The sequence below is a fragment of the Panacibacter ginsenosidivorans genome (assembly GCF_007971225.1).
GTDB lineage: Bacteria > Bacteroidota > Bacteroidia > Chitinophagales > Chitinophagaceae > Panacibacter > Panacibacter ginsenosidivorans.
This window is the reverse complement of sequence record NZ_CP042435.1, coordinates 2593610-2619399: the sequence shown is the minus strand read 5'-3', so window position 1 is coordinate 2619399 and position 25790 is coordinate 2593610. Positions and strand designations below refer to the sequence as shown.

General features: G+C 38.6%; 24 protein-coding genes. 11 read left to right on the top strand and 13 right to left on the bottom strand.

Going from position 1 to position 25790, the window contains the following annotated elements; all coding sequences use genetic code 11:
- Window positions 1–137: 137 nt before the first annotated feature.
- The 5 genes from FRZ67_RS11005 to FRZ67_RS10985 all read left to right on the top strand — a co-directional run bounded on the left by FRZ67_RS11005 (window position 138) and on the right by FRZ67_RS10985 (window position 6146).
- Entirely contained in the window at window positions 138–1742 is a 1605-nt protein-coding gene (locus FRZ67_RS11005) for a L,D-transpeptidase family protein (protein ID WP_147189606.1), read from the top strand.
- 96 nt (window positions 1743–1838) lie between these two features.
- Window positions 1839–3335 (top strand): glycerol kinase GlpK, encoded by a 1497-nt coding sequence (gene glpK / locus FRZ67_RS11000; protein WP_147189605.1) that lies wholly within the window; start codon window positions 1839–1841, stop codon window positions 3333–3335.
- Between the two features lie 114 nt (window positions 3336–3449).
- Window positions 3450–3923 (top strand): RidA family protein, encoded by a 474-nt coding sequence (locus FRZ67_RS10995; RefSeq protein ID WP_147189604.1) that lies wholly within the window; start codon window positions 3450–3452, stop codon window positions 3921–3923.
- A gap of 16 nt (window positions 3924–3939) precedes the next feature.
- Entirely contained in the window at window positions 3940–5427 is a 1488-nt protein-coding gene (locus tag FRZ67_RS10990) for a glycerol-3-phosphate dehydrogenase/oxidase (protein ID WP_147189603.1), read from the top strand.
- 11 nt (window positions 5428–5438) lie between these two features.
- On the top strand, window positions 5439–6146 hold the full coding sequence (locus tag FRZ67_RS10985; RefSeq protein ID WP_147189602.1) for an MIP/aquaporin family protein: 708 nt from the start codon (window positions 5439–5441) through the stop codon (window positions 6144–6146).
- Between the two features lie 201 nt (window positions 6147–6347).
- Here FRZ67_RS10985 and FRZ67_RS10980 read toward each other — a convergent pair whose 3' ends face one another.
- From FRZ67_RS10980 to FRZ67_RS10970, 3 genes are read right to left on the bottom strand one after another with little or no spacing between them, the layout of a single operon-like run.
- Entirely contained in the window at window positions 6348–6689 is a 342-nt protein-coding gene (locus tag FRZ67_RS10980; RefSeq protein ID WP_147189601.1) for an ArsR/SmtB family transcription factor, read from the bottom strand.
- A gap of 48 nt (window positions 6690–6737) precedes the next feature.
- Window positions 6738–7448 carry a tRNA (adenosine(37)-N6)-threonylcarbamoyltransferase complex dimerization subunit type 1 TsaB gene (tsaB, locus tag FRZ67_RS10975; RefSeq protein ID WP_147189600.1) on the bottom strand — a complete coding sequence of 237 codons (711 nt, stop codon included), beginning with the start codon at window positions 7446–7448 and terminating at the stop codon, window positions 6738–6740.
- Between the two features lie 56 nt (window positions 7449–7504).
- Window positions 7505–8131, bottom strand: coding sequence for a 3-hydroxyacyl-CoA dehydrogenase family protein (locus FRZ67_RS10970; RefSeq protein WP_158638353.1), 627 nt, complete (start codon window positions 8129–8131; stop codon window positions 7505–7507).
- A 72-nt stretch (window positions 8132–8203) separates the two neighbouring features.
- Here FRZ67_RS10970 and FRZ67_RS10965 point away from each other — a divergent pair, with 72 nt between their 5' ends.
- Window positions 8204–8590, top strand: coding sequence for a RidA family protein (locus FRZ67_RS10965; protein ID WP_147189598.1), 387 nt, complete (start codon window positions 8204–8206; stop codon window positions 8588–8590).
- Window positions 8591–8817: 227 nt separating this feature from the next.
- On the opposite strand, the gene FRZ67_RS23865 is transcribed toward FRZ67_RS10965, so the two are convergent.
- The 3 genes from FRZ67_RS23865 to FRZ67_RS10950 form a co-directional block, all read right to left on the bottom strand.
- Window positions 8818–9474, bottom strand: a complete 657-nt coding sequence (locus FRZ67_RS23865; protein ID WP_147189597.1) for a YiaD family glycine zipper/OmpA-like lipoprotein — start codon at window positions 9472–9474, stop codon at window positions 8818–8820.
- A 17-nt stretch (window positions 9475–9491) separates the two neighbouring features.
- Window positions 9492–10313 carry a tetratricopeptide repeat protein gene (locus tag FRZ67_RS10955; protein WP_147189596.1) on the bottom strand — a complete coding sequence of 274 codons (822 nt, stop codon included), beginning with the start codon at window positions 10311–10313 and terminating at the stop codon, window positions 9492–9494.
- Window positions 10314–10568: 255 nt separating this feature from the next.
- A complete protein-coding gene (locus FRZ67_RS10950) occupies window positions 10569–11867 on the bottom strand; it encodes an aminotransferase class V-fold PLP-dependent enzyme (protein ID WP_147189595.1) in 1299 nt (432 codons plus the stop codon).
- Window positions 11868–11941: 74 nt separating this feature from the next.
- On the opposite strand from FRZ67_RS10950, the gene FRZ67_RS10945 reads away from it, so the two are divergent.
- On the top strand, window positions 11942–12184 hold the full coding sequence (locus FRZ67_RS10945) for a CAMCR motif-containing small membrane protein (protein WP_147189594.1): 243 nt from the start codon (window positions 11942–11944) through the stop codon (window positions 12182–12184).
- Between the two features lie 234 nt (window positions 12185–12418).
- On the opposite strand, the gene FRZ67_RS10940 is transcribed toward FRZ67_RS10945, so the two are convergent.
- From FRZ67_RS10940 to FRZ67_RS10920, 5 genes are all read right to left on the bottom strand, one after another.
- Entirely contained in the window at window positions 12419–13903 is a 1485-nt protein-coding gene (locus tag FRZ67_RS10940; RefSeq protein WP_158638352.1) for a T9SS type A sorting domain-containing protein, read from the bottom strand.
- 100 nt (window positions 13904–14003) lie between these two features.
- A complete protein-coding gene (locus FRZ67_RS10935; protein WP_147189592.1) occupies window positions 14004–14246 on the bottom strand; it encodes a hypothetical protein in 243 nt (80 codons plus the stop codon).
- A 311-nt stretch (window positions 14247–14557) separates the two neighbouring features.
- Window positions 14558–14944: a hypothetical protein gene (locus FRZ67_RS10930; RefSeq protein ID WP_147189591.1), complete on the bottom strand. Its 387-nt coding sequence runs from the start codon at window positions 14942–14944 to the stop codon at window positions 14558–14560.
- Window positions 14945–15068: 124 nt separating this feature from the next.
- On the bottom strand, window positions 15069–15953 hold the full coding sequence (locus FRZ67_RS10925) for an archaemetzincin (RefSeq protein WP_147189590.1): 885 nt from the start codon (window positions 15951–15953) through the stop codon (window positions 15069–15071).
- A 98-nt stretch (window positions 15954–16051) separates the two neighbouring features.
- Complete coding sequence (locus FRZ67_RS10920) at window positions 16052–18082, bottom strand: kojibiose hydrolase (protein WP_147189589.1); 2031 nt, start codon at window positions 18080–18082, stop codon at window positions 16052–16054.
- A gap of 305 nt (window positions 18083–18387) precedes the next feature.
- Between FRZ67_RS10920 and FRZ67_RS10915 the strand changes: the two genes are divergently transcribed.
- From FRZ67_RS10915 to FRZ67_RS10905, 3 genes are all read left to right on the top strand, one after another.
- Window positions 18388–18705 (top strand): hypothetical protein, encoded by a 318-nt coding sequence (locus FRZ67_RS10915; RefSeq protein WP_147189588.1) that lies wholly within the window; start codon window positions 18388–18390, stop codon window positions 18703–18705.
- Between the two features lie 110 nt (window positions 18706–18815).
- A complete protein-coding gene (locus FRZ67_RS10910) occupies window positions 18816–19289 on the top strand; it encodes a hypothetical protein (RefSeq protein WP_147189587.1) in 474 nt (157 codons plus the stop codon).
- Between the two features lie 106 nt (window positions 19290–19395).
- On the top strand, window positions 19396–20292 hold the full coding sequence (locus tag FRZ67_RS10905; protein WP_147189586.1) for an MBL fold metallo-hydrolase: 897 nt from the start codon (window positions 19396–19398) through the stop codon (window positions 20290–20292).
- Between the two features lie 452 nt (window positions 20293–20744).
- Here FRZ67_RS10905 and FRZ67_RS10900 read toward each other — a convergent pair whose 3' ends face one another.
- Entirely contained in the window at window positions 20745–21323 is a 579-nt protein-coding gene (locus FRZ67_RS10900; protein ID WP_147189585.1) for a cupin domain-containing protein, read from the bottom strand.
- Between the two features lie 296 nt (window positions 21324–21619).
- Here FRZ67_RS10900 and FRZ67_RS10895 point away from each other — a divergent pair, with 296 nt between their 5' ends.
- Complete coding sequence (locus FRZ67_RS10895; protein ID WP_147189584.1) at window positions 21620–21937, top strand: hypothetical protein; 318 nt, start codon at window positions 21620–21622, stop codon at window positions 21935–21937.
- A gap of 174 nt (window positions 21938–22111) precedes the next feature.
- On the opposite strand, the gene FRZ67_RS10890 is transcribed toward FRZ67_RS10895, so the two are convergent.
- Window positions 22112–25471, bottom strand: coding sequence for a VCBS repeat-containing protein (locus FRZ67_RS10890; RefSeq protein WP_147189583.1), 3360 nt, complete (start codon window positions 25469–25471; stop codon window positions 22112–22114).
- Window positions 25472–25790: the final 319 nt, after the last annotated feature.

The window sequence follows — 25790 nt, the reverse complement described above, 5'->3', positions numbered from 1 at the left end:
TTTTTATTCAGCTTAAAATGTTTTAGTGTACAAGTGTGCGACGCAACAGGCGACGCCATAAGTATTGCAGCCGGGATCATAAAAAAATTTGCCAGCGTCCTTTGAAACACTATATTCATATTACCAAGTACGTTTCTATGAAATCTAATGGGATTATCACTTTATCTGTCCTGCTATTGCTGTGCTATGCCTGTGGCAATAATGCACATAATAAAACCGTGGAAAGAGACACCACTATTAATGAAACAACATCTTTCAATAATTTATTCCTGGACAGTAATACATTGCATCAGTTTTTTGTAACCAACCCCAGGTATGAAAAATATGAAAAGCAGTTCGATGATTTCTACAAAGAACGCAACTATGAATATGCATGGTTTGACAGCAGCGGGATAGGTGAACAGGCACGCGGTTTTATTAATCTGCTCAACAGCACGATAAGCACTATGCAGGATAGCAGTTTTTATAATGAAAGGTTGATGTCTCTTTACAACAAATTTGAAGACAGTGTTGAAAAAAAACATACGGCTGAGGAAGTGTTAAATACAGAACTTTTATTGACAGGTCAATTCTTTCACTACACCGCAAAAATGTACAGGGGAACTGACAGCAACATTGCAGATCTCGGCTGGTTCATACCAAGAAAAAAAATCAATCTTACTGCGCTGCTTGATTCTGTGATACTGACCAAGAATACACAGGTTGATCAATTTGCTTCGCTGAATGAACAGTACAGTAAGCTGAGTGCTTTTCTGCCATCTCTATACGCTTTACAAAAAGAGGGTAACTGGGACTCTATTCCGCAAAGAAAGAAACCTTTGCATTTGAATGATGATACCATAATTATTGCAACCATAAAAGATCGTTTACACAGGCTTGGCGATCTTGCAGAAATTGATTCAACTAACAGGTTTGATTCTGCACTTTTTACAGCAGTAAAATCTTTTCAACGCCGGATGGGCTTGAGTGTTGACGGAGCAATTGGCCCCAAGATGATCGATGAGATCAATATCACTCCCACACAACGCATTCAACAGATATTGGTGAATCTTGAACGTATGCGCTGGATGCCAGCACCGCATAAAAAGCACGAATTTATTTACGTGAATATACCGGAGTACAAAATGTATGTGTATAATGATGACACACTTAAATTTAGTATGAATGTTATTGTAGGTACCGCTGCAAACAGCACGGTAATTTTTTCCGGAGATCTTAAATTTATTGTATTTGCACCTTACTGGAATGTGCCCGTTAAAATTGTAAGAACAGAAATTGTTCCTGCAATAAAAAAAGATCCAGGTTATCTTGTCAGGAATAATATGGAGCGCACCGGCGGACCGGACACATTACCTTCCATAAGACAACTGCCTGGCCCGCTAAACTCGTTGGGCAGGGTAAAATTTTTGTTTCCAAACAATTATGATATTTACTTTCACGATACACCAAACAGGAATTTATTTTCTGCTTCCAGCAGAAGTTTTAGTCACGGTTGCATACGCGTAGGTGAACCCAAGAAACTTGCACAATTTTTACTGCGCACAGACACGGCATGGAATGACATAAGAATTGATACTTCCATGGAAAGCCATACTGAAAAATGGGTAACACTTCCGCATACAGTTCCTGTAATGATAACATACTTTACAGCATTTGTAGATAATGAAGGAGTGCTTAATTTTCGCAAAGACATTTATAAACATGATGAACGATTGGCAGATAAATTGTTTGCCCGGCATTAGTGCCATGAGCAAGTGGCATACTCTAAAAAACTTGTAACCTGAAAGTTGTTTCTTGTTTCTTATTCTTTATCTTGAAAGCCCAAAACGAATTGCTTCATGGAAAAATTTATACTCGCTTTTGACCAGGGTACTACCAGTTCCCGTGCTATAGTTTTTGATAACAATGGAAGTATAGTATCTGTTGCACAAAAGGAATTTACCCAGATATTCCCTCAGCCCGGCTGGGTAGAGCATGATGCCAATGAAATATGGAGTACACAATTGGGGGTTGCTGCGGAAGCAATATCGCAGGCTGGCCTTTCCGTAAAAGATATTGCGGCAATTGGCATAACCAACCAACGTGAAACAACAGTGGTTTGGGATAAAAAAACAGGTAATCCTCTATATCACGCGATTGTTTGGCAGGACAGAAGAACAGCTACTTACTGCGATCAACTAAAGCAACAAGGTTATCTGCAACCGATACAAAGAAAAACGGGTCTTATTGTTGACGCTTATTTCTCTGCTACAAAACTTAAATGGATACTCGATAATGTTGCAGGTGCAAGAGAAAAAGCCGCCAATGATGAATTATGTTTTGGAACTGTAGACACCTGGCTGCTCTGGAAATTAACCAACGGACAGGTGCATGCAACGGACGCTTCAAACGCATCAAGAACGATGTTGTACAATATTCATACACTTGCCTGGGATGATGACCTTTTGCAATTAATGAATATTCCAAAAAATATTTTGCCTGAAGTAAAAAGCAGCAGTGAAGTGTATGGACACACTCAAAATATTTTATCTGCAGTAAACATTCCAATTGCTGGTATCGCCGGTGATCAGCAGGCGGCATTGTTTGGGCAAATGTGCACACAACCGGGCATGGTAAAAAACACTTACGGTACAGGTTGTTTTATGTTGATGAACACTGGAGAGCAACCGGTTTTTTCAAGCAATAATTTATTGACTACTATTGCATGGCAGATCAATGGCAAAACACATTATGCACTTGAAGGCAGCGTATTCATTGCAGGAGCTGTAGTGCAATGGTTAAGAGACGGCTTACACCTTATTCGCTCTTCAAGTGAAATAGAATCATTGGCGCAACAGGTAGAAAGTTCAGATGGTGTATACCTGGTGCCTGCATTTGCGGGGCTTGGTGCACCTTATTGGAACCAGCATGCACGCGGCACTATCGTTGGTATTACCCGTGGTACAACTTCCGCACATATTGCACGGGCAGCCCTGGAAAGCATTGCCTTTCAAACTATGGATGTTGTAAATGCTATGCAGGCCGATGCCAGCCTCACTGTAAAAGAATTGCGTGTAGACGGTGGCGCAACTGCAAATAATTTTCTCATGCAGTTTCAAAGTAACCTGCTTAATACAAAAGTTATACGTCCGAAAGTAACAGAAACAACTGCGTTAGGTGCCGCCTATCTTGCGGGGCTTGCCGTTGGTTTCTGGGAAAACATGGAAGCCATTCAATCGCAATGGCAGGTTGATCGCATATTTGAATCTGCCATTAATGATGAAGAGCGAAAGGAAGCGGCAGGCAACTGGAAAAGAGCAGTTGGCGCTACAAAGTTCTGGGCAGATAATGCATAAATTTTTTTGTTTGCCAACTGCAGTATTTTATGGCATCTTCGTTGTGTCACTCACTTGTACTGTTGTGCAAGATGGAACAACTATAATGTAGATTCGCTTTCTAAATTCCGCTTCATGAAATTCATTGCTTCACTTTTATTTTTTTGCTTCCGGCTAAGTGCTTTTTCACAGACTGATACATCAATCATAAAATTCAATAACCCTGCTGTTGTTTATCCTGTAAAAGGTTATTCACAAACCGCGTCTGTTGATCTTGGCACATGCACCATGCTTGTAATATCGGGTCAGGTTGCTTTTGATAAAAATGGCAACCTTGTGGGCAAAGACGATCTTTCAAAACAAACAGAGCAAATATTTTCCAACATAAAAAGTATAGTAGAAGATGCAGGCGGTTCTATGAATCAAATACTCAAACTCAATTTTTATCTTCTTGATGTCAGCCAGATACAAAGCGTAAGAAATGCAAGAGATAAATTTATCAATACGGCTCAGCCACCTGCAAGCACATTAGTGCAGGTTAGTAAATTATTCAGGGATGATGTTTTGATAGAAATAGACGCAACTGCCATCATTCCAAAGAAAAAATAATGCAGGAATATTAATCATGAACAGAGATGAAATGCTGCAGCAATTGCAGCAAACAACAGAATGGGATATCGTAATTATTGGTGGGGGCGCCACAGGCCTTGGCGCTGCTGTTGATGCAACAACACGCGGCTATAAAACACTACTGATCGAGGCGTATGATTTTGGAAAAGGTACATCCAGCCGATCTACCAAGCTGGTACATGGCGGTGTAAGATATTTAGCCCAGGGCAATATTAAATTAGTAATGGAAGCATTGCGGGAAAGGGGATATCTTTTAAAGAATGCACCACATATTACTTCGGCGTCTCCATTTATAGTTCCTGCTTACAGTTGGTTTGATAAATTTTTTTATGGTGTTGGCCTTAAGGTTTATGATATCATGGCCGGAAAACTAAGCCTTGGCAAAACAAGATTGCTTAATAAAAAGGAAACACTGCAGCAATTACCAGGTGTAAGTGATAAAAATTTAAAAGGCGGCATCCTTTATTATGATGGTCAGTTTGATGATGCAAGACTAGCTATAGATCTTGCTGTAACTGCAGCAAAGCATGGCGGGGCTATTTTAAATTATTGTAAAGTAAATGCGCTTGTAAAAGAAAACGGAAAGATAAAAGCAGTAATACTGGAAGATACCATTAATAAAAAAGTGTATAAAGTAAATGCGCAAATAGTTATTAATGCTACCGGCGTTTTTACCGATGACATTATGCAAATGGATGAACCGGAAAATGATATGCTGGTGTCACCGTCGCAGGGTATTCATTTAGTGGTTGACAGAAAATTTTTTCCCGGCACCAATGCGTTGATGATACCCAAAACAGATGATGGCCGTGTATTGTTTGCAGTGCCATGGCACGATAAAGTTGTATTAGGCACAACAGATACACCTGTTGATAATATAAGTTTCGAACCAAGACCTTTAGAGGAAGAAATTGAGTTTGTGCTGCATCACGCCAATCGTTACCTGGCGCAGCATATTCAACGTAGTGACGTACGCTCTGCATATGCGGGACTTCGGCCTCTGGTAAAACAAAAAGGTGCAAAAAATACAGCCCTCATTAGTCGTGATCATACGATCATTGTTTCAAAGGCAAACCTTGTAACCATTACAGGTGGCAAATGGACCACTTATAGAAAAATGGCAGAAGATGTGGTTAACAATGCAGCTTTTGCTGCAAAGCTTTCAAAGAAATCATGTGTAACAAAGCAACTACCGATTGGTGATACGAAAAAAGCACTATCAAAAAATGGGGATACTTTTTTGCATAGTGCATTTACTTATACAGAAGCAGATATCATTCATTTTGCCAAACATGAGATGGCTGTTACTGTGGAAGATGTTTTATCGAGAAGAACAAGAATATTGTTGCTTGATGCAAAAGCTGCAACAGAAGCAGCGCCTTTTGTTGCAAAAATACTGGCAGAAGTAATGAACAAGGATGCGCAATGGATCAACGAACAGGTAAATGCTTTTACAGAACTTGCCAATAATTATAAACTATAAATCTCTAACGAATGTCTCCATTTATCGCAGAAATTACCGGTACTACCATACTAATTGTTTTGGGTGATGGCGTTGTTGCCAATGTTATACTAAGTAAAACAAAGGGGTTTAACGGCGGACTGATCTCTATTACTGTTGGCTGGGCCATGGCTGTATTTGTTGGCGTGTATGTTGCTGCAGCAGCAAGTGGGGCACACTTAAATCCTGCAGTAACCATTGCCCTTGCCTATGCGGGAAAATTTGATTGGTCACTGGTGCCACAGTATATAGCAGCCCAGATGATTGGTGCAATGCTCGGATCTTTGCTTGTATGGCTTGCTTACAAGCAACATTTTGATGAAACAGAAGATGGAGATACTAAACTGGGTGTATTCTGCACCGCACCTGCAAAGCGTAACAGGATGCATAATTTTCTTACTGAACTCATTGGCACATTTGTATTTATGTTTGCCGTTCTATCTATTACCAAATCATCTTCCAGTTTAGGTTCTTTAGATGCACTGCCTGTGGCACTCGTTGTGCTGGCTATTGGTTTAAGCCTGGGCGGACCGACGGGCTATGCTATTAATCCGGCACGTGATCTTGGTCCGCGTATTATGCATTTTTTATTACCCATAAACAATAAAAGAGATAGTGACTGGGGTTATAGCTGGATACCTGTAGTGGCACCAATAACAGGGGCGCTCTTAGCGGCTGTTGTTTACAATATTGTTATGTAAGTGGCGACTGGTAAGATTTAATTTGCTGAGTAATGGTAGAAGCGCACAAGAGTGCGACGCAACAGGTGCTTCCAGAAGTTCTACTGCCAGGACCCATGAAATTCTTACTTGTGATTATTGATGTTCTTAAAAATAAAGCAGCGGCTATAATAAGTAATATGTTTTATTATAACCGCTGTTAAATAAAATAAACCTGGTTGTTTAACCTACAAGTTGCTCTACAAAGGCATTTACTTCTTTTACACGTTTGTAATTGATGGTGTAATAGATGAATTTTCCTTCGCGTATTGCGCTTACCAAACCTGCCCTGCGCAGTATAGCCAGGTGCTGAGATGTAACTGATTGTTCAAGTCTCAATTCGATATAGATCTCTGTAACAGTCACTTTTCTTTTTTCATCGAGCAATTTTAAAATCTGTTGTCTTAGTTTATGATTCAATGCACGTAAAATCAGCATTGATTTTTTCATGTGTAAAAAATCCAACCGTAGGCTTTCGTTGGTATCCGGGTCATTAATAATTGCTATCTGCTGGTGGTTCGTCATTACGGTTTTATTCAGAGATTAAAAAATAATAAACTGGTATATGTAAAATTATAATAAATTTTTAATTTTTATACCATGTTGAGGGTTGAAAAATTCTTTTATGTAAAAGGGCTCACTATAGGCGAGCTCTGTAAACTCATTTTTATTAAACGCTTTAGCACCCAACACAGCCAGATGATGCACAGAATGCTCATTTTCAATAAAAACGGCATTTTCGCGGAGGTTAATATTTTTGAATTTCCGGCTACCTGATCCCGAAAACACAATTTGTTTATTATCGGGCAAAAAGCCGGCCGACATTTCTGTAAGTACTAATGCAGCCGGTTTTGATAAACATTTTAGCTGAGCATTATATAAGGCCGTAAAGACTTCCATGCGTCTTGCGTCGATCATTGGACAAAAAAGTAAGTCTCTAGATCCCACCTGAAAATTGCTGTATGCAAATATGGAAGCATAAGCCATTACTTCCAGCGTATTTATCATGATCAAAGGTTTTTGTAATGCATAGCAGAGTCCTTTTGCAGTAGCCAATCCCACACGCAAACCGGTATAACTACCCGGTCCCGCTGAGAGAACAATTGCATTAATAGCACCTGGAGAAATGTTAACCTGCTTCAATAATTTTTGTATGGCCGGTTGCACAAAAGAACCATGATTTTTTTGATCTCTGCTTTCTTCTGTGGCCAGTATCTCCATGTTGTTACTTATGCAAACTCCTGCATAAGTTGTAGCGGTGTCTATATTTAGTAATAAAGCCAAGACTTTATATTTTCAGAATAAGTGATTTTTATTAATTGTTTTATTACAGGGTGCAGTTAAAATGAATTGAACATTACCTCTTGTTCAAGATAAGGAGCTACAATATAGCGATCATCCTCAACAAAAAGTGATTTTAGTAAACTGTAAATATTATACAAACCTATCTTTTCACTCCATTCGAAAGGTCCATAAGGATAATTAGTGCCCAGTTTCATGGCAGTATCAATTTCTTGTTTGGTACTAACATTATCACCTAATACATAGTAGGCTTCGTTAATGATCATACTGATCGTTCGGGCACCAATCATGCCACGTATATCAGCTGTAAAAATGTATTTCCAACCCAATTGTTCCATAACCTGAACTGCAACCGCTTTATTTTTTTCTGATGCCACTATCTCCACTACCTCTCTTTTTAAAAAACCATTCCAGGCATTTATCCGAATATAATTGTAAGGCAATTCACTCAGTAACTCAGCTACTGCATGTACGAAAACAGGTTTGTCAATGTTGGCTGCTAAAGATTTGTCTTTCGCAAACAACAGATCAAAATAAACATCATCACTTTCACCTGAAAAAAGATCTTCATCTGCACCAATAAATCTTACCGCAGTATTTTTAACCGCATTTTTGTTTTGCCATTCTTCTTTTTGTTCTTTTGATGCCCTTACTACAATTTGCATGTAACAAAAATAAGCTGCAAAAATAGGTTGCATAGTTCAGGTAAATACAGCAACTTGCCCGAAATTTACAGTATGCCTAAGCAGATCATCAACACAGACAAAGCACCTTCTCCTATCGGACCTTATAATCAGTCAGTTAAAGCCGGTAATCTTTTATTCATAAGCGGGCAAATACCTGTAAACCCCGCCACCAATGAGCTCATAACCGGCGATATTTTGCAGGAAACGCAGCAGGTAATGAATAATCTTGAAGCAATTCTTTCCGAAGCCAAATTAACTTTTGAACATGTTGTAAAGACAACAATTTTTCTTAGTGATATGAGTTTTTTTGCTGTAGTAAATGAGGTATATGGTTCTTATTTTAATGGCGATTACCCTGCACGTGAAACGGTTGCCGTAAAAACACTTCCAAAAAATGTGAATGTAGAGATCAGTATGATTGCTGTGGTAAGTATTTAGAGAAGACCAAAGACAAAAGAATTTTATTAACCCGGCTTTCAAAAAAATGAGATGCTTTCGTTGCGTCGCACTCTTGTACTGAATCAAGAAGAGCAACAAGCATTGCTCATAAAAGTTCAGAACGTACAAGTGAGTGACACAACGAGTGATGCCCTATGCACCGGGGCTGACTAAAATAAAAAGCATCAGCCTTTATACGACCGATACTTTATTCAAAAAAGTAAATGTTATTGACCTAACTGCCCATCTTCTGCATCTTTCTTCATTTTATCGTTAGCATAAATAGCCAGCTCAACACGCCGGTTCTTTACTCTGTTGCTGTCACTGTCGTTTGGATATTTTGGTTGCGTTTCTCCATACCATTTTACAGTAAACCTGGTGGCTGCAAGACCTTTATTTTCGAGATAACCTGTAACAGCATTAGCTCTCTTTTCTGAAAGTTTCATATTGTAATCATCAGAACCTGTATCATCGGTATGACCTTCTACTAAAATATTCGTTTCAGGATATTGCACAAATACACCGGCCAGTTTATCAAGGTCTGTTTTGGCAACCGTACTAAGTTCTGCGGAATTGATCTGAAAAAGTAATGCTGAATTAAAGGTCATTTCAATGCCTTCTCCAACCCGGGTAACTTCTGCATCAGGGATAGCGGCTTTAATAGCCTTTGCCTGTTTATCCATATGGCGGCCGATGGCATAACCTGCACCGCCACCAACTGCAGCGCCGATAATTGCACCTGCTGCAGTATTCTTAAAGATCAAGCCACCTGCTACGGCGCCTGCTGCAGCGCCAATTCCTGTTCCCTTTTGTGTGTTGTTTAAACTTTTGCATGAACCAACGATGATAGCAAGTGCTGCCACAAAAAAATATATCTTTTTCATAAGTGCTTTTTTAATAATTATTTACAAAGGGAAAGTTCAAGCAGGTCAATATTTATATCTTTTACGCCTTTTGCTTTTGCTTTGGCAATTTCACCACACAGGATCTGTTTATCTGATGAAGATATTTTGGATGCCAGTTGTTTGGCATCTGTAGTATTGTATTTCTGCTGATAAGATTTTACATAGGTAACAGATTTTGCTTTCCATGCTTCTGTATCATTTTTACCTCTTGCTATAGCAAGGTCATAATCTGCAATTGCAGCCGTAAAGTCTCCCTGCGCTGTTTTTATATCTCCGCGCTGCATATAAAAATCATTATTATCAGCATCAAGCGCAATGGCCTGTTGAATATTATTTAGGGCATCAGCCTGCATGTTTTGTTTAAGATCAATCTCCGCCATCTTTGCATAAATAGTTGCACGGTCTTTTACATTCTGGTTTTTTTGTGTAAGATCAATGATGGTGCTGAAACTTGCTTTTGCATCTGTTGTCTTTTTAAGTCCAAGCTCTGCGGTTGCTTTTTCGAAAAGATTATCTACGCTTGTTTTGTTAATAACAAGACCTTGTATTGCGGCATCCAAAGCTTCATTATATCGTTGCAAACCGTTAAGTGCAGCGGCTTTGCCCGCATAAGCTTTTTCTTTTGCATCATAGGCTTTACATTGATCCAGTACCTGGTTAAATTGATCAAGAGCATTACTGTAATTACCGGACTTATTTGCCTGCTCTCCCTGTTGAATAGCATTGTAACAACTATTCGTCATGGTTACAAGGCCGCTTCTGCACTGTACAAAAAATAAACTTGCAGATATAATCAGTAAAAGAGGATAGGTTTTCATGTGTTTTAATTTAGGTTAGGCAATTAGATAAAAATAAACACGTAATACAAAATATAGTTCGAAAAAGAACGCAATTTTACGGTGCTGATCTTTTAAACAATAATTTATTTTTTCACTTGCAGCCATCTACAAAACCTTATGAAGCATTTTTATTTGCTAATATTTGTTTTTAAATGCTGCTATAAAATTATGTTGTACAAGAGTGCGACGCAACAATAGCTGCAGAAAGTGTTTGAGCCCGGTACATAAAATCTTTTATTTATTTTTTTCTGCTGCGATCGTTGTAATTGCTTTTACCATGGTATCAAGATCCTGCAAGGTTGTGTATACATGCGGCGTAACACGAACACAATTTATATTCTCGTATTTAATTGGCACTACATGTATTTTGTATTTATTGAACAACTCAGCATCAAGATCGGCGGCTTCCATATTATTTATACTTACACCGCAAATAGCGCATGAATGTTCAGCTTTAAGTGAAGTATGCAGTTTTACACCGGGCACATCTTTAACACGCTCTGCCCAATAATTTTTAAGATAACGTATGCGCTCTTCCTTTCTTTTTGCGCCAATAGCATTATGGAAATTGAGCGCTTCACCAATGCCCTGCTCAATCGGGAAGCTGCGGGTACCGAGCGTTTCGAATTTTCTTATATCGGTGCTGTGTGGTTTATCATTGCAAAGCAGTGGCCATATTTTTTCTATCTTATCTTTTTTTATCCATAACATGCCACTGCCAATGGGTGCACTTAAAAACTTGTGCAGGCTGGTGCCAAAATAATCACACTCAAGATCAGGAATTTTAAAATCGAGTAAACCAAATGCATGCGCACTATCGCATATAACTTCTATGCCATGTGCATGCGCCATTTGAGCGATCTTTTTTACCGGCATTATTTGTCCAACCCAATTGATGATATGCGTGACATGAATGATTTTTGTTTTAGGCGTTATTGCTTTTTCATAAGCTGTAACAATCGTTTCATCATTTTCGATAGGAAAATCAAAACTAAGCTGGTTATAAACAATGCCATCACGCATGCCACGCTGTTTCCAGGCATTCATCATATTGGGATAATCCTGTTTAGTGCCGATCACTTCATCACCAGGCTTAAGATTGAGGCCATAAATAATCGTATTCAATGCTTCTGTTGCATTCCTGTTGATGGCAATCTCTTCCGGGTCACAACCAGCAAGTTCAGCCAGTTTATTACGTAAAGGTTCGCGGCCCTGGTCAAGTATGCGCCACATAAAATAGGAAGGCCCCTCATTACTCAATTTATTGTAACGTTCTACCGCTTCCTGAACAACACGCGGAGAAGGGCTTACACCGCCATTGTTAAGATTAATAATATTGGGATTTACAGTATATGCCTGCTGAATAACAGTCCAATAATCTTCATCGCCTGCAAGTTGCTGTGCTGAAAAGCCTTCAACCTGCCTTGCTGCGCTTTCAAAATCTTTTGCATACAATTTATTAAATAAACTGCCTGCAGAGAATGCTCCTGCAGTTGCCGTAAGTTGCTGTAAAAATTTTCTCCTGTTTGCCACAAATTTTTTTTAGATAAGAAAGATAAAACTTTTACTGGTTCCGGTGCGTATCTTTGCAGCGAAATAATGATGCGATGAAAAAGTGGTCTGCGATAATAATTATTCTTTGTATTTTTTGCTTTGCTGCCGCAGAAAAAGCAACTGCACAATGTTCTATCTGCACCAAAACTGCTTCCCAGCTTGGTGAAAAACCTGCAAAAGGCTTGAATTCCGGCATTCTTTATCTCATGTTTGCACCGCTTGCTATTGGTGGTTTTATCGGTTACCGCTGGTGGCAAAGAGAGAAAGCAGTAATAGAAGATGAAGCAAACAGCTGATCCGGTTTTATTTATGGGCCCAACTACAGCACCTCTATTCTGCTTCCGTTGCGTCGCACACTTGTGCTGAAGAATAAATTTCTGCAATAAAAAATTCTCCGGGTCATTTGAATAACGAATAAAAGAGCCACCATAAATTTTATTCCAATGCGCTACAACTTTATTGTAAACAAAAAGGGCCAGTAGTTAAAAAACTACCAACCCGGCGTTTAACCCTGACCAAAAATTTAATACTTATTCTTTTATAAAGCTCCCTGTAAATATTTCCTTCTCGCTGTTAATCTTAAAATAGTACATGCCAGTTGCGAGACTTGCAATAAATAATTTTATTGGTTCAGTTATATCTTTAATTACCTGTTTATATTTTATGTTTCCATTTAAATCAATAATCGAGATTTCACTTTGTGCAGGTATTGTTTTACCAGTTGTTATGATTATATAAGTTTTTGCAGGATTTGGATAAACACCTGCAACATTAGTATTCTTAATTATTTCACTTGAAGCGTTAGCTGCAAACAAAGACTGACTATAGATATCAATCCTGTTACTTGTAGTTGCTAATGGATACGCAAAGTCTTTATAACCACCTGCAAAAACAGCTTTATTACCAAGGCTTACAGCAGAAATGCCATAACGTGGCTGGGATAATGCATCGATGGACCATGTTTGTGTTGTGGTATTATAAACCTGTACAATAGACGAAGCTCTATTAACCACATCATAACCCCCCGCATAATAAATTTTATCGCCAACAACTGTCGCTGTATAACCTTTTAAAGAAACAGGCATGGTAAGATTTGTCCATGTACCCATTGCTACATCATATACTTCAATAGAATTATCAGCGCCACCACCACCGGCAAAATAAGCTTTGGTTCCTACAACTGCAATTGCCATATCATACCGGCCTACAGAGAAATTAGTATTAGTCCACGTATTAGTTAACGCATCATATATATCTACATTTTTTGAAGCAAATGATGTTCCCGTAGAAGTGTAGCCTCCTGCAAAAAGGATTTTATTTCCTACAACAGCAACACCTATTTCTTCTCTTTTTTTGGATAGTAAAGCTTTAGACCAAATACCTGTTGTATTGTTGTAAATGTCTACCACATTTGTTTGTAACTGGTTGTACATAATATCCCAGTACCAACCGCCGGCAAACAATATTTTATCAGCTGCGCTGCCTACTGCAATATTTGATCTTGCTTTTGAAAGTTTTGCAGTTGTTCGTAAACCTGTTGATGCATTAAAAATATCAACACGGTTATAGATATAAACAGGACCGCCAAAATCACGGCCTAACCCGCCAGCAAAAAAAACTTTGTTACTAATACTTCCTGCACCACCTACCAACCTTGCGAGTGAAAGTTTTGCAACAGACCATGTATTTGTAGCACTGTTATAAATGTCTACATTCTTTGTATAAAGAGGGTCTGTGTATGGACCGTATTTGCCTCCGGCGTAATATGCATTTGTGCCTGCCTGTGCAAATTTTATATCGGTTCTGTTAAAGGATAATGAGCCTGATGTGTGCGTATTGGTTGAGAAATCAAATACATCCCAATTGATTCCGGTACCTGCACCGAATACCATTTTATTGCCAAACACTGCTACTGGTATATTTGCTCTTGGTGAATTAAGTGAATCAACCGTCCATTGACTAATCGCTGATAAAGTAACCAGCGTCATTATATATACTAAAATTGTCTTTTTCATAGTTTGCATATTTTAAAACAGCATAAAGCTATTATCACATCAAAAGAATAACGGTGACAATCATCACTCAGAATAATGAGATGCAGCAATAGCGACAACATTATTTTTTTTCCTTTGGCATTTGCCCGGGTGCTTTATGCAGGTTACAGTAATAAACACCTTCATGCAAATACACTACAGAAGTCCTGAAGCCACCGTCATAATGTTTATACCGGAAAGCTTTATATTTATTGAGTGTTTTACTGAGTGTAACCTTATCAGCATCTTTCAACCCAAGTATTTTTATGAGTAAAGAAACGGGTCTTGCCTGGAAAACTATTTCTGCTTTTTCTAACTGTGTCACTTGATATTTTTTAACAGGTAAATGCAGGCTATCACGGTTAATTATATTTTGCAATGATTATGGTCAATGTAACCCATATTTGCTGATTTATTTCCAGGCGTACAAGTGTGCGACGCAACAATGCATCACCAGTGACTTGCAGCTGGCTACATCATTTTAAAAGTTACTTAACTGCAATAAGCCTGATAATTTTTTTCTGGCAGTTATATCCCTTTTTAAATAAAATGCAATTGACTGCATACCGCTAATAAGCAGGCGTAGAAAATGATTTTGCTTTTACTCACAATAAATGAAGTAACAATAAAGGGATATTAGCATTGCCGCGGAGGCTGAAAAATAGATTTTCCCTGGTTGAGATTATTTACCTGCTGGTTGTAAATAATATAAACTTCTTTTATTTTATGCGGAGTTATGGGTTCTATTGAAGCAGCAAATGGAACTATAATATTTGTAGTTTGACTAAACACTACAGGCGTTGTTTTAAAGGGTAGTTGCATATCCTGGTCAAAGTCAGCATCAACCACAAGCAGCCCGTCGTTGTAATGTATTTGTAAAAAACCTGCAATAGAAAGATCAGGGTTTTGTTGCTTGTGCACGAGGTAATGTTCCACAAACAATGGCAGCTTTAATAACTGGTAAGCATCTGTTGCTCCAAACAGGTACAGGGAAAAAAGAAATATGACTACATATTTTTTCACGAGGTAAAGCTAAGAAACGGCCATAGCCAAAAACATGATAAAAGTCACACAAAAGCTGAGGGCGGAAATGTCTCTCCTGAACGGGCAAACATCCTATTTAAACTGACTGAACATAAGCATATTGCTACTTTGAAAGCCTTTCTATGCTTTTTTGATAGACTTCTTTTGCTGTAACATTATTTCTTTTCAACCAAAAATTTTCTGTCCGCTCAAGGTTTGCATGTACATCCTGGTTTAAGTTCCAGCAAATCTTTGCAAGGCAATCAGGACAAAAATAGGTTGGATGACTGTTCAGTTCTCTTAACGAGTTACTCCCATTCATACAACATTCATATTTAGCACAATGTGGCAAAGAAAACATATGCCCAATTTCGTGTGTAGCTGTTTTGATAGTAAACATCAGGCATTGCTCTTTTTGCTCTTTTTTGTGCGGATCGCCAAAGCGATACATAGACCACACGCCAACTCTTTCTTTTGTAGAACCCAAACCAAAAATATAACTCCAGCTATTTTCAGGATAAAGATCATAATTAGTTAATGCTATTAAAGTTGCTGCATCTTTTGGGAGTTGAGGTTTTAATACAACATTCATGATTTGTTTTGCAGATAATTGTAACTGGCCTTGTGTTGGATGTTTGCGCGAATTAGCGAAAATATCAGCATCTTTTCTCATCTCAATGAAATCAATTTGCAAACCATAAAATGCATGCAAATATTCAGCTGTGCCGGTTACAATTTCTTTTTGCGTACTATCGAAATCTCCGATGAGCATAATGTATATTTTCTTTCTTATGCTATCGGTACTTGTTGGTTTAGATTTGATATAATCATTAAGCGATTGATATTTGTCAATTCTCGTATACAGCCAATCGCCTTTCTGTGCTGGTTTTTTAAACGGGTAGATCGGTGCAAGTTTTTGTTGTGCTGATTCGTATGGATTAGACGAAAGACAAGAAGAAAATATGATGCATAACCATAAAATTTTAAAAGTATAAGATTGATTAAGCATTGCGATCAATGATTTTCCTTGTTGCCATTATAACAGAAAGATAAAGTGCTTGCGACGCAACGAAGATGCCATAAAAACTAAAAGCTGGTATCACTACCCTATTTCATGATATATGTTTTTCTTACAATGCCAATTCCTTTCAATGTTAAAGATTTCCAGCCTGCAGGCAACGTTGTTTTAATTTGTGTTATACCTTTTGCAGAAATATCAAGGCCACCGAAGCCCATCATAACAGCCTGCAGAATACCACCCGCCCCTGTGCCAAAATACGGATTGGTGCCGCCCTTTGTTTCTGCAATCACACGAAACGGCGGATTAAGATTGGGTACATAAGAATCTTTAAAGAAATGTGCGGCTTTATCTGCATCGCCAAGACGTGCGTACAGCAATGCAAAGATGGCCTGTGTCATTGCAGGTGTGCCTTCATTGGGCACACGTAATGAATAATAATCAAGATCTTTTTTTATTTGTGCTGCATCAGTAATTTCTTTTAGCGGATATGCCAGCAAATTCACATCGCCCTGCTTGATGCCTTCACCATGATACGATGCATGTTCCTGCGTAACACCATCGCTCATTTTTAAGATAGGAATATTATCTGCAACATTTTTCCAATCTGCATTGGGCGCAATACCAAGCAACTTTGCAGCTTCTGTTGCTGCATACAAATTCGCTTTTGCTGCTGCATTGGTAAATGCATTGTTGTCTACATTCTCCGCCCACTCATCTGCTGCCACTACATTTTTTATATCATAATGACCAGGGCCATTTCTTTCAACGCGACTTGCCCAGAAATCAGCTGTAGCCTGTAACAATGGCCAGCCCTTTTCCTTAAGCCATGCTTTGTCCTGCGTAACGCAATAATAGTTCCATGCAGCCATACCAACATCTGCAGTGATATGATGTTCAAACGGTCCGCTTAATGCCCACACCGGCGTTTCTTCTACGCCTGTTTCTGCACTCTCCCAGGGAAACATTGCACCTTTATATCCATGCGAGAAGGCATTTCGTTTTGCCGCTTCCAAACGTTGATAACGGTATTCAATTAAACTCTTTGCCATTTCAGGATGCAATACAAGAATAGCGGGGAACATCCACAATTCTGTATCCCAAAATGTATGACCATTATAACCAAGTCCGCTTAAACCCATTGGTGATAAAGAATACGCAGTGCCTTCTCTGGTGAATGAATATAGATGATACATCATACTATGCACATCCTGTTGAGCCTGTGCATCTCCATCAATAATAATATCGCTTGTCCATAAACTATCCCATGCCCTGTTGTGAAAATTTATTAAACGATCTCTTCCTTCAAGTTTAGCAAAGATGGTCATGCGTTCTGCTTCATTCAACGGGTCCTCATGTTGTGCTGATGTAATAGAAGAACCTGCAATAGAATAACGATATGTTTCTCCTGCTTTGATCGTTCTGGAGAATTTCATCAGGTGCATATTGTTATCCCACATTTCATGAATTACACGTGGCTCTTTTCCATGCTCTTCACTAAATAAAAATGTGTTAGATGCACACATCAATAATTTTCCGGTGGGGCTTTTTGCAGAAGACGTTAATAAACTGATCACAACATGCGGCCGGTCAATTTCATTATAATAATTCTGTACATCGCGTAAGGCATCAGGTGCTTCCATTACACTGGCAGCGGTAATATTAATATCTTTCTTTGCAGTTATTTCTATATCCATCAGCACAGTAAATGGCAAGTGGCGCAATGCATAGTATGTGTATTTTACAGAAGCTTTATCAGCATTATCAAATGATGTTGTAAAAGCGCCATGCTGCATATCCAACTGTTGTTGAAAATTGCTTACGTTCTTTGCATCAATTCTTTTGCCATCCACTTCCAGGTAACTGTTCAGCAAATTAAAGCTGCGCAGAAAATTACTTACACGTCCACGTCCATATTGGTCATAAGCACCTGCCAGTACTACATCTTTTACTTTAAATGGTTCCGGCGAAGACACGATTCCCACCATGCCATTGGCAACGGTAATACCATAATAATTTGACGGATCGATGGCAGAAGCTTTAATGATCCATGGATCCTGGGAAAATGAATAATAAACAATGAACAATGAACAATTTAAAAGTAGCAATAGCTTTTTCATGCTGGCAATATTTAGTAGAATAAGCTAATATACTACAGTAAAGGAAAGAGAAAACTTTTTGTTTACCAGCCATTAGTCCATTCATTGAGCTTTGGTTGTGTCACTCACTTATACGGCTTAATCTCTGTTCTGCAATAAAGAAAATTTTTGAACACTATAAGCAGACGCTATAGATACAGAAGATTTTCTGGCACTTTCTTTGGGTATAGAGAAGTGACCATGAAAAGCATCTGAACCATAACCGGCTCACCTGTTTTGTACTACATACATACTTAAAAAAATATGTTAAGTCATGAAAACCAGTTATGTTAAACACAAATTCATTTCATATTAATTTTAATTATTCGCTGTCAGAAAAAATTGTCGTAAACCTGAAAGCCTTTATTGTCTGCGATTATATGCATACCTGTTACGCAGTTAGTGAACTGGAAGTTGTAAACAATGCATCCGGTCAAAAAAATTTTGACAACGAAATAAAAATAATACCCGTAATAAATGAAGACCATATTGAATGGCTGCATGCCGATTCTTTGCGCAGCAGTATTTTAAGCAGTGCCATTGGTAAAGCCATAGAAGCAACAGGAAATGTAGAGATGCTTAGAAGGAGAGAAGCAGCAGCATAATAAAATAAATATTATTATACTTGGGGGACACAGCAAACAAAAGCCCGTGCATATGCCGGGCTTTTTTATTTATGATATTCGTCATTCTGTAAATGTTTTATTTTAGTTCTATGAAAACCGCTTCGGTAAATGAACTAAAACAGGAACTGCTCAATATACCGCAAAAAGACCTGGCAGAATTATGTTTAAGATTAGCAAAATTTAAAAAAGAAAACAAAGAATTACTAACCTTTCTTTTATTTGAAGCGCATGATGTACAAAGCTATATCAACAGTGTAAAAGCTTTGATGGATGAGGAGTTTACCGAAGTGCATAAAACCAATCTTTATTACGTCAAAAAAAACCTGCGCAGAATATTACGTACCGTTTCTAAACATATAAAATACACCGGTAGTAAACAGGCTGAAGCAGAACTGCTGATACATTTTTGCAAGCTTATAAAACAATCAGGTATAACCTTAGGTAAAAGCACAGCGCTTTATAATATGTACACACAACAATTAAAGAAAATAAACGCAGCTATTGCCACCATGCATGAAGACCTGCAATATGACCTTATGAAAGAGGTAGAGCATCTCGTTTAAAAAGCTATTAGCCACCAAAGTGCACTTCGAAACTTTTTGTTATCACTGCATTTCATAACTTTAATAATTACAACTATTCCAACCAGCACCATTTAATTTATCAAGTATGGACCGAAAAATATTTATCCGCAACTCCGCATTTACCGCAGCAGGATTATTACTTGCACAAAAGAATTTACTGGCCTCATTTTTTCAAACGCCTGCATTTAAAATAAAAATGCTTAACAAAGAAACGGGCATCTTTACCGAGAAAGGTGGCACCATATTGTTTAGTTTTACCAAAGATGGTATTGTAGTAATTGATACAGAATTTCCCGAACAATCCCAGCACCTGATAGATGAATTAAAGAAACAAAGCGACCAACCATTCAGGCTTGTTATTAATACGCACCACCACGGAGACCACAGCAGCGGAAACATATCTTTCAAAGGAATTGTGCCGCATGTTTTAGCGCATGAAAACAGCAAGACCAACCAGCAGGTATCCGCACAAAAAAATAAAACAGAAGACAAGCAATTATACCCCGATCAAACCTATGGCAGCACCTGGTGCGAGGATATTGGTAAAGAAAATTTCTGTCTGCATTATTTTGGTGCCGGTCATACCAATGGTGATAGTCTTGTGCAATTGCAAAAAGCAAATATTGTACACATGGGCGATCTGCTGTTTAACCGCCGCCATCCATTTGTTGACAGAAGTGCCGGTGCCAGCATGAAAAACTGGATAACCGTTTTAGACAAAACACTTGATAAATTCAATAAACGCACCACCTACATATTTGGCCATGCCGCTGACGGTTACGATGTTACCGGCACCTCCGAAGACCTGAAAGCTTTCCGCAATTACCTGGAAAAAACTTTGACGTTTGTAGAAGGCGAAATAAAAGCAGGCAAAACAAAAGATGAGATCATAAAAGCAACAGCTATACCCGGTGCCGAAGAATGGAAAGGCGATGGTATAGACAGGCCGTTAACAGCAGCGTATGAAGAGCTGACTGCTTAATATATTTTGGATACAGGCTTTTGTATTTTATGGCATCGGCGGTTGTGTCACTCACTTCGGGGTTCGGAAATATGACGTACAAAGCGAATAATAGCTTCTTCTATCGGTATGTGTCTTCACATACCGAAACATCTGCAATCATTTTCGGTTGGTGCGGACACCAACCGATAGGAAAATGGATGATAAAATTTTAGTAGCCCCCGCAGTGTCACTCCGCAGGTATGTGTGTTTGCAGAGGACGCTGTGGTATCGCGGATCACTATTTTAAGTATTACTCAAAACCCACAGCGTTCCTTTCAGGTAACGCTGTGGAGACGGAAGATTTTTTTTGCTTACCAGCTTTTGTATTTTATGGCATCGGCGGTTGTGTCACTCACTTGTGCGTTCGGATGTTTCTTGAACTTTTATTTTAGCGAATTGGTGGTACATGAGACACGTACCACGGCAGGACTTTATGGTTGCTGTTCTCTATAAACCATCCCATACTTTTTCTCCGTTATTGCATATTCTTCATCGGTTTTTACTTTAGTTAGCATTCCAACCTGTGTGCCGTTCTCTATGAAATAATCTTCAAACCCGGCTGGCGAATACTGAAAAACCATTAGCAAGTTTTCTGTGCCGGTATTGTCCAGTCCATGCCATATACCCCTGGGAACAAATACAACATCACCGGTTTTTACTTCTATAGATTCTTCATCTAAAGTAAGTGTGCCTTCTCCTTTGTGAATAAAAATAAGTTCATCATTATTCAGATGTTTGTGAATACGCATCTTGCGGCCTGGAGACATATCTTCTGTGCAAAATGAAATACCATTTATGCCATTTTTGGTTTTGGAAATTTTTATGGTGATTGGAACTTTGCGTCTGGATAAAATATGTATTCCCTCCTCTTCACGCACTATAAGTCCTTTATCATTATCAGCAGCTGGTTGAGCAAAACTGATTTTTGGCAGGCCTCCAAAAAGCGCAGTTACAACGCCTGTAGTTCCTATCTGCAGAAATTTTCTGCGTGGTTGTTGAATGTGACTCATAATTTAAATTTTGAATCACAGTAAGATAATCTATTTGGCAGGGAATACAGATTTTATATTAGGTTGGTCTCCTCATTCACTCACTAGATATGTCGTTTGCCGGGAACGTTGCGGTATCGTGGATCACTAGTTTAAATATTACTCAAAAACCCACAACGCTTCTTTAAGAACGCTGTAGAGTTTAGTTTAAGTCGTGAAACCGGGAACCTGGTATCTAAAGCGTGATTTTTTAATGCTTAAGCATAACATCAATATCCAACGGCCTGGTTGAATGCGATGTCATCAAATAAACTTTTATGAGACTTGTAATCATATTTATCATTACCGGGTTGATCTCCTGCAAAAAGCATGATTTGCCAAACTATTGTTCGGAAATTGGTACAATAAAAAAGGGTAGCACATTGGGATTATCGTGCCCAGATGCTTTGTTTATTGTAAGAAGCGATAACAAAATTGTTGAACCGGTAATTACACACGATCTTTTAAACGGGTTCTCCGAAGGTGATGTTATTAGATTTGGGCATAAAGAAATTTTCCTGGGTATGAGAAGCTGCGGTGAAAATATTGAAACGGCAGAACTTCTTTGTGTTGACACATTCAAGCCAAACAAATAAATATTACAAAAACCAAGGAGTTGCCTGCAACGTTTGTACCTGGATCTTCTTCGCCATGGTTCGTGTTCCTAAACACCACTGCTTCGGTTTGATAAAGCTCAATAAATTTCCAAAAGTACAAGAGTGCGACGCAACGAAAGCTTAATTGAAATACAAATGTTGGGCTCCAAAAAATCAATAACTAATTACCATAGTGCTGTCGTTATTCCGGGTGAGGATGTAGGCTTCTTTATTAGCAATATTTATTTTCCTGATGTGGCGCACCTGGCCGTTTATTGTAAGGCCATTCAATGTTTGGGCTACGAATTGCGCTTTGCCTTTGTTTATTAAAACAGTGCCGTAGTCTGCATCGTAGCGGCCCATTTGCACATTGCTTTCGTAGTAATTACCTGCAAGCAATATATCGGGCAGGTTGTCTCCGTTGGCATCTGTAATAATTGCATCGCGGTAAGTGGTAAGCTGTGCCTGCCATGGCATGGGCTGTGCTGTATAGGTAAGATTTCCCTGGTTTATAAAAATAGTGTTGGCAAAATAATCTGCTGAAAGCACCTGGGCATAGTCAAGCTTTTCTTTCGTAAAAATGTCTTCGAGTGTGGCTTTGGCAAAATCTCCTGCATAGAGATAGGTTCTTTTTATAAGCGGTATCTGGCGTTGCAATTCATCTTTGCTGGCAAAGGGAACCTGCCTGCCCTGCAAATAATAAGTGAGCACAGGCTCTTTGATACCGTTGTTATCAAAATCGTTATAGTACAACTGTACCGGCTCTTCCTCTGTTGCTTTTAAACGGCTGTTAAGACCAAGATTACCTGCTACAAGATCTATATCTCCATCATTATCTATGTCGCAGGGCAATACAAAATTCCACCAGCCTTTTTTATCGGTAAGTTGTTTTTTGGTAAACTTTCCATTGTTGTTTATAAAAGCGTAAATGCCATCCCATTCCAAAGAGACTATGAGATCACTATCGCCATCTTTATCAATATCGTACCAGAGCCCTTGTGTTACAAACCCAACATGCTCCAGGTCTTTGGCGTAAGTAGTAGTTACATCTTTGAAAATTCCTTTGCCATTATTTAGCAAGAGATATGATCTTGGTATTTCCCCATAACGATATGCTACTGTTCTTGCACCAATGAAAAGATCTGTGAATCCATCGTGGTTAAAATCGCAGGGCGTTACACATGAAGCAGTAACAAATATGCTGTCGAAAGCATTTGGTAAACGGGTTAGGGCTCCTTTGCCATCGTTAAGGTAAACACGTGGTTGCAAATGGATTTCCTTGTTATAATATTCATTGCCTCCACTTGCTATCACGAGGTCTTTGGTGTTGTCATTGTTTACATCAACCCAGCAGGCATCTGCATCTTCATAAGTACTGTCTTCATTTAAAGCAGGTTGCTTTATTTGCTGAAAACGGCCTTCCTTATTTTGCAGGAATACAACAGGCTGTTTTCTTTTTGATGCGCCAATAAAAACATCATCCAATCCATCGCCATTAATATCTGCAATGGTAATTGCCGGGCCTTCTGTGGAAAGCATATGTGGAATAAGCGGTTCGCGGTCAAATTCATTAAAACTGTTTTCTTCATGTTTGTGCAGCAGATTAACAGCTTGTGTTATATCGTGCAAGGATTTTGTATAAGCACGCTTGTCGCGCTGAAATAAATTGTAATTAAATTGTGGCAATCCTTTTTTATAAGTTACACTTATTGTATAGGAAGAATCTTTGAAAGTAGATAGTTGTTGATAACTGTTATCGGGCCAAATGAGCAGTACAGAATCAACAGATGATTTATACGTACCTATGTGTAAAGGTATTTCCATAGAAGAAAGGAAACCATGTACCGGATATTTTTCATAGGTTCTCATACTGTCTCCTGCAAATACAAGAAGCTTAGCGCCAAGTGCATTGATATTTTTCGGCGGGCCTTTTAGTTTTACTTCAATCGCAGGTTTATCCTTTTTATCGTTAGTGGTATTTTCATACAGCAATACCGGTTCATCAATATTATTTACTACCATATCAAGATCGCCATCGTTATCGAGGTCTGCATAGATAGCGCCATTTGAATAAGTGGATTTATTATTTTCGATACTGGTGGCCATATCTGTAAACTTCATCTGGCCTGTATTGCGGAAAAGCCTGTTGGGTATTTTTATCTGGGGAAATTTATCAATCAGCGACATATCTTTTTCACCCATTGTATTGGAATGTATCTTGGCCTGTATCTCTTCGTTGGAAACATAGTTGATATAATCAACATCATTCAAACGTTTCGGAATACCGTTCGAAATAAAAATATCTTTGGAACCATCGTTATCAAAATCGAATAATAAAGTACCCCAACTCCAGTCTGTTGCAGCTATACCCGAATAGAGACCTGTTTCACTAAACTTTCCATTACCCCTGTTGTATTGAAGATTATTGCGTGAGTATTGATAACTGTATCCGTTCTCGATTTTGGTATTAAATACATCATATTGGTCTTCACCTTCTGAACGTTTCAATATGTACGGATCATCGGGCAACATATCCATTGAAATAATCTCAGGAAGCCCGTCATTGGTAAGATCGGCAACATCTGTACCCATTGTGTACTGGCTGGTATGTTTTAGCTCATTACTGCCATCATCTTTAAAAGTGCCATTGTGCTGGTTGATGTAGAGATAATCATTTTCATGGAAGTCATTGCCGGTATAAATATCAGGAAAACCATCAGTGTTTATATCTGCTACAGCAACGCCGAGGCCATAACCAAGGACAGAACTGTGTATGCCTACTTCATTGGTAACATCGGTAAACTTCATATGCAACAGACCATTTGCAGAAGAATCATTATAGCTATCGTTGCGATAAAAACGGTCCCCTGAAAATGCATTTTTCTTATTCAACAGATCCGCTCTTTTTCCAAATGTGCCGTTCTGGTGTATTGAGTGATTGAGTAAATAAATATCAAGATCACCATCCATATCATAATCAAAAAAAGCCGCCTGGGTACTGAATCCTGAAAAATCAAGGCCATAATTTTTTGCTTCATCCTCATAATATGGCACGCCGTTTTTGTCTATGCCTTTACAAATAAGAAACTGGTTATGGCTGTTGAGTATTTCATATTTTCCTACGCGGCAAATATAAATATCCAATAAGCCATCGTTGTTAATATCTACAACAGAAACGCCGGTGCTCCAGCCACCATCATTAGGAATTTTTGCTTCTTTTGTTACATCTTTAAAATGAAGCTTTCCTTCATTAAGATACATTTTATCATCACTTTGGTTGGCTGCAAAAAAAAGATCGGTCAAGCCATCGTTGTTAAAATCACCGGCTGCTACTCCTGCGCCATTGTAATAATACATGTAATGAAAAACATTGAAGCCATTGGTGGGTTTAAGGGTATTGCTAAAATCCAAGCCGGTTGTTTTGCTTTCCAGTATAGTAAAAACAGAGTCTTTCGCTTTATCTGTATTGCAGCCAAAAAGAAGGCCAATAAAAAAAAGGTATAGCCAGGCATTACGCATATGGACAAATCTCATTATTCCGGGTTTCATTTTTATAATGCCACACATAAATCAAAAACGAAAAGTAAATTAATTTTCATTGTATTGCTAATTAAACACGCTATAAAATTCATTAGTAATACTTGATATGCCATAATAAGTTTTGATCAGCATTACAACCTATCTTATTCAAAACATTTTTTTGGGTATCGGGCAGCCGCGCTTTGGTCATCAACTGTTGCGTCGCACTCTTGTGCTTAATGTTAGGTATCAGCAATCAGCACCCAGGTTTCAGGTAAAAATGTTTGCTTAATGAAAACTCATACCAGAAAGCTGATGCCTGTTGGAACGTACA